This is a genomic window from Brevundimonas mediterranea (assembly GCF_014196125.1).
Lineage (GTDB): Bacteria > Pseudomonadota > Alphaproteobacteria > Caulobacterales > Caulobacteraceae > Brevundimonas > Brevundimonas mediterranea.
The window spans coordinates 1-5,775 of record NZ_JACIDA010000006.1; the positions used below are offsets into that span (position 1 = coordinate 1).

The window sequence follows — 5,775 nt, forward strand, 5'->3', positions numbered from 1 at the left end:
GGCCCTGAGGGCTTCGGAGCTTCGGTTTCGGGGGTTTTGAGGGGAAGAAAGAGTTGAGAAACTTCTTGCTTTCCTGGGTTGGTTTCAATAGGTTCCGCGCTCCAATCGAATCGCCGAACGGTTAAGAGGAAAGCCTCTGCGTTTTCCTCCGGTGGTTTTTTGTGGTTTTGAGGCTTCGGTCTCGGGTCTGCAAAATCTCTGAAAAGAGCGGTTGACACGAGGTTCGCGGTTCTCTAAATCGCCGCCTCCGCCGACGACACGGCGCTAAACAAGTCGGGCCGCTGAGGCGGTTCTAGGTCTTTGACATTGTTGATATGGAAAGAGAAACGCAGGCGGCGGTGTTCTAGCGATGACCTTAGGGTCATTATACGACACTGACTATCTGCGGTCTTTTTGAAAAGATACCATGCGTCGGTCTTCGGATCGATGACTTGGGAACTCGTCAATAAAATACGTAGAGCTAATGCCAAGCTTACTTCGGTAAGCTTCAAGCTTAGGTCAGAAGTCAACTCAACCTGAGAGTTTGATCCTGGCTCAGAGCGAACGCTGGCGGCAGGCCTAACACATGCAAGTCGAACGAACTCTTCGGAGTTAGTGGCGGACGGGTGAGTAACACGTGGGAACGTGCCTTTAGGTTCGGAATAACTCAGGGAAACTTGTGCTAATACCGAATGTGCCCTTCGGGGGAAAGATTTATCGCCTTTAGAGCGGCCCGCGTCTGATTAGCTAGTTGGTGAGGTAAAGGCTCACCAAGGCGACGATCAGTAGCTGGTCTGAGAGGATGATCAGCCACATTGGGACTGAGACACGGCCCAAACTCCTACGGGAGGCAGCAGTGGGGAATCTTGCGCAATGGGCGAAAGCCTGACGCAGCCATGCCGCGTGAATGATGAAGGTCTTAGGATTGTAAAATTCTTTCAGTAGGGACGATAATGACGGTACCTACAGAAGAAGCCCCGGCTAACTTCGTGCCAGCAGCCGCGGTAATACGAAGGGGGCTAGCGTTGCTCGGAATTACTGGGCGTAAAGGGAGCGTAGGCGGACATTTAAGTCAGGGGTGAAATCCCGGGGCTCAACCTCGGAATTGCCTTTGATACTGGGTGTCTTGAGTATGAGAGAGGTATGTGGAACTCCGAGTGTAGAGGTGAAATTCGTAGATATTCGGAAGAACACCAGTGGCGAAGGCGACATACTGGCTCATTACTGACGCTGAGGCTCGAAAGCGTGGGGAGCAAACAGGATTAGATACCCTGGTAGTCCACGCCGTAAACGATGATTGCTAGTTGTCGGGATGCATGCATTTCGGTGACGCAGCTAACGCATTAAGCAATCCGCCTGGGGAGTACGGTCGCAAGATTAAAACTCAAAGGAATTGACGGGGGCCCGCACAAGCGGTGGAGCATGTGGTTTAATTCGAAGCAACGCGCAGAACCTTACCACCTTTTGACATGCCTGGACCGCCAGAGAGATCTGGCTTTCTCTTCGGAGACTAGGACACAGGTGCTGCATGGCTGTCGTCAGCTCGTGTCGTGAGATGTTGGGTTAAGTCCCGCAACGAGCGCAACCCTCGCCATTAGTTGCCATCATTTAGTTGGGAACTCTAATGGGACTGCCGGTGCTAAGCCGGAGGAAGGTGGGGATGACGTCAAGTCCTCATGGCCCTTACAGGGTGGGCTACACACGTGCTACAATGGCGACTACAGAGGGTTAATCCTTAAAAGTCGTCTCAGTTCGGATTGTCCTCTGCAACTCGAGGGCATGAAGTTGGAATCGCTAGTAATCGCGGATCAGCATGCCGCGGTGAATACGTTCCCGGGCCTTGTACACACCGCCCGTCACACCATGGGAGTTGGTTCTACCCGAAGGCGCTGCGCTGACCGCAAGGGGGCAGGCGACCACGGTAGGGTCAGCGACTGGGGTGAAGTCGTAACAAGGTAGCCGTAGGGGAACCTGCGGCTGGATCACCTCCTTTCTAAGGATGCTTCTCCAGGCCGTCTCTCACGAGGCTGTCTATTGAGGCTCCAATAAACTGCGGAATGCCGCCGTCTCCGTTTCTCTTTCCACTTTCGTCATCGACGCATCGACCATTCGGGTTGATGTATTGGTGACGCGATCGCGAGCCTGGGTCTTATAGCCCGGCTGTCGCTGCCATAGGCCCGTAGCTCAGGTGGTTAGAGCGTACGCCTGATAAGCGTAAGGTCGGCAGTTCGAGTCTGCCCGGGCCTACCAGGACTTCTGGTTTGCTGGGGGTTCTCAGCCTCAAGACGGCATCGCCGACAGCTCTCCTGGGCTTCGCACTGTTCCTGTTGGCCAAGAAGCCAAAAAGAACGGGGCCATAGCTCAGTTGGTAGAGCGCCTGCTTTGCAAGCAGGATGTCGTCGGTTCGACTCCGTCTGGCTCCACCAGGACCTTGTGATCGCATTCGAGTTTGCCGTTGGCTGTAAGGCCGGCGTGCATTGAAATCGTGAAGGAAGAACTAGACCGGCTCCCCTGAGCTTGAAGGTCGTGTTCGAGAAGAAGACATTGTCTGACAAATATCAGGCTTGGTCCCCCGGCAACTTTCCAGTCGGGCGGAATAAACCAAGCATGAGTTTTGCTGAGAAACGATCAAACGTTGAAGGGCTTCTGACGGATGCCTTGGCGTAGAGAGGCGATGAAGGACGTGGCAAGCTGCGATAAGAACCGGGGAGGCGCTAGCACCCTTTGATCCGGTTATTTCCGAATGGGGAAACCCACCTTTACAGTCTTCCAACTTCGTTCTGACTTCGGTCAGGGCGGCGATTGGCGGATTGTTTAAAGGTATAATGAGCTGAATACATAGGCTTCATTAAGCGAACCCGGGGAACTGAAACATCTCAGTACCCGGAGGAAAGGACATCAACCGAGACTCCCGTAGTAGTGGCGAGCGAACCGGGACCAGGCCAGTGCTCTTGTGAAATAAAGACGAACGATCTGGAAAGGTCGGCCATAGTGGGTGAAAGCCCCGTAGTCATCAAATAGCAAGAGACTCGAGTAGGGCGGGACACGTGAAATCCTGTCTGAACATGGGGGGACCACCCTCCAAGCCTAAGTACTCCTCTACGACCGATAGTGAACAAGTACCGTGAGGGAAAGGTGAAAAGCACCCCGACAAGGGGAGTGAAACAGATCCTGAAATCGGAAGCCTACAAGCAGTCGGAGCCCCCAAGCGGGGTGACGGCGTACCTTTTGTATAATGGGTCAGCGACTTCATGTGTCGAGCAAGCTTAAGCCGTTAGGTGTAGGCGCAGCGAAAGCGAGTCTGAATAGGGCGCTAAGTTCGACGTATGACGACCCGAAACCAGGTGATCTATCCATGAGCAGGTTGAAGGTTGGGTAACACCAACTGGAGGACCGAACCCGTGAATGTTGAAAAATTCTGGGATGACTTGTGGATAGGGGTGAAAGGCCAATCAAACCTGGACATAGCTGGTTCTCCGCGAAATCTATTTAGGTAGAGCGTCCGACGAATTCCTTGGGGGGTAGAGCACTGGATGGTTGCGGGCTGCGCGAGCGGTACCAATACTAACCAAACTCCGAATACCCAAGAGAACTATCGGGCAGACACACGGCGGGTGCTAACGTCCGTCGTGAAAAGGGAAACAACCCTAACCATCATCTAAGGCCCCCAAGTCACGGCTAAGTGGGAAACGATGTGGGATTGCTTTGACAATCAGGAGGTTGGCTTAGAAGCAGCCATCCTTTAAAGAAAGCGTAACAGCTCACTGATCAAGCGATCCTGCGCGGAAAATGTAACGGGGCTCAAGCCGTGCGCCGAAGATATGGGTTTGCAGTTTACTGCAAGCGGTAGCGGAGCGTTCCGTAGGCCGGTGAAGGTCAGGCGTGAGCCTGGCTGGAGGTATCGGAAGTGAGAATGCTGACATGAGTAACGATAGGAGTGTGAGAGACACTCCCGCCGAAAGACCAAGGGTTCCTGCGTAAAGCTAATCTGCGCAGGGTTAGTCGGCCCCTAAGGCGAGGCTGAAAAGCGTAGTCGATGGGAAGCAGGTAAATATTCCTGCACCAGCTGGAAGTGACGGATGGCTTAACTCGTACCCACTTATTGGATTGTGTGTGCGGGGGCGTTGTCCCAGGAAATAACTCCAGCAGAGACCGTACCCGAAACCGACACAGGTGGTCAGGTAGAGCATACCAAGGCGTTTGAGAGAACTGTGCTGAAGGAACTCGGCAAATTGCACGCGTAACTTCGGAATAAGCGTGACTCACCCTGGGCAACCAGGACTGAGTGGCACAAGCCAGGGGGTAGCGACTGTTTAGCAAAAACACAGGGCTCTGCGAAGCAGCAATGCGACGTATAGGGTCTGACGCCTGCCCGGTGCCTGAAGGTTAAAGGGAGTTGTGAAAGCGACGAACTGAAGCCCAGGTAAACGGCGGCCGTAACTATAACGGTCCTAAGGTAGCGAAATTCCTTGTCGGGTAAGTTCCGACCTGCACGAATGGCGTAACGACTTCCCCACTGTCTCCAGCACAGGCTCAGTGAAATTGAATTCCCCGTGAAGATGCGGGGTTCCCGCGGTCAGACGGAAAGACCCTATGAACCTTTACTATAGCTTCGCCTTGGCGTTAGCGACCGTATGTGTAGGATAGGTGGGAGACTATGAAACCGGGGCGCCAGCTCTGGTGGAGTCGTCCTTGAAATACCACCCTTACTGTCGTTGACGTCTAACCGAGGGCCGTTATCCGGTCCCGGGACATGGCGTGGTGGGTAGTTTGACTGGGGCGGTCGCCTCCTAAAGTGTAACGGAGGCGCGCGATGGTGAGCTCAGAGCGGTCGGAAATCGCTCGTCGAGTGCAATGGCATAAGCTCGCCTGACTGCGAGACTGACAAGTCGAGCAGAGACGAAAGTCGGCCATAGTGATCCGGTGGTCCCGAGTGGAAGGGCCATCGCTCAACGGATAAAAGGTACTCTAGGGATAACAGGCTGATTTTGCCCAAGAGTCCATATCGACGGCAAAGTTTGGCACCTCGATGTCGGCTCATCACATCCTGGGGCTGGAGCAGGTCCCAAGGGTATGGCTGTTCGCCATTTAAAGTGGTACGTGAGCTGGGTTCAGAACGTCGTGAGACAGTTTGGTCCCTATCTGCCGTGGGTGTTCGAAGCTTGAGAGGATCTGTCCCTAGTACGAGAGGACCGGGATGGACATACCTCTGGTGTACCTGTCATGGCGCCAGCTGTGCAGCAGGGTAGCTAAGTATGGAATAGATAACCGCTGAAAGCATCTAAGCGGGAAACTAACCTCAAAACAAGGCTTCGCTGAGGATCGTGGAAGACTACCACGTTGATAGGCCAGGTGTGGAAGTGGGGCGACCCATGAAGCTTACTGGTACTAATAATCCGATCGGTTTGATCGTTTCTCAGCAAAACTCATTCGATGATTGCTCCTTGACCGAAGCAATCTCAGACAATGTCTTCTTCGCAATCTCTCTGTCCGCCCCGTTGACCCGGTGGCTATGTCGGAGGTTCCCCACCCGATCCCATTCCGAACTCGGTCGTTAAGCCCTCCAGAGCCAATGGTACTTCGTCTCAAGGCGCGGGAGAGTAGGTCGCCGCCGGGTCTACCGGGCGGACAGAAAGATTGCGCTATATTTGCTCTATCGCCCTCCGGGCTACTTGAGAGCAGCTTCTCGAACGTTCTTCCTTCTCGACTACCGCTTGCCGCGGGATGGAGCAGCCCGGTAGCTCGTCAGGCTCATAACCTGAAGGTCGTAGGTTCAAATCCTACTCCCGCACCCAA

3 tRNA genes and 3 rRNA genes are annotated in these 5,775 nt (G+C 54.0%); all 6 read left to right on the forward strand.

Going from position 1 to position 5,775, the window contains the following annotated elements:
* Positions 1–511 precede the first annotated feature (511 nt).
* The 6 genes from GGR11_RS16560 (at position 512) to GGR11_RS16585 (ending at position 5,774) form a co-directional block, all read left to right on the forward strand.
* A 16S ribosomal RNA gene (locus GGR11_RS16560) occupies positions 512–1,972 on the forward strand.
* Positions 1,973–2,152: 180 nt separating this feature from the next.
* Positions 2,153–2,229, forward strand: a tRNA-Ile gene (locus GGR11_RS16565).
* A gap of 100 nt (positions 2,230–2,329) precedes the next feature.
* Positions 2,330–2,405 (forward strand) — tRNA-Ala (locus GGR11_RS16570).
* A gap of 200 nt (positions 2,406–2,605) precedes the next feature.
* Positions 2,606–5,392, forward strand: a 23S ribosomal RNA gene (locus tag GGR11_RS16575).
* A gap of 89 nt (positions 5,393–5,481) precedes the next feature.
* Positions 5,482–5,596: ribosomal RNA gene (rrf, locus tag GGR11_RS16580) — 5S ribosomal RNA — on the forward strand.
* The 16S, 23S and 5S rRNA genes sit together here with 3 tRNA genes alongside, the layout of an rRNA operon.
* Before the next feature lie 101 nt (positions 5,597–5,697).
* Positions 5,698–5,774, forward strand: a tRNA-Met gene (locus tag GGR11_RS16585).
* Position 5,775: the final 1 nt, after the last annotated feature.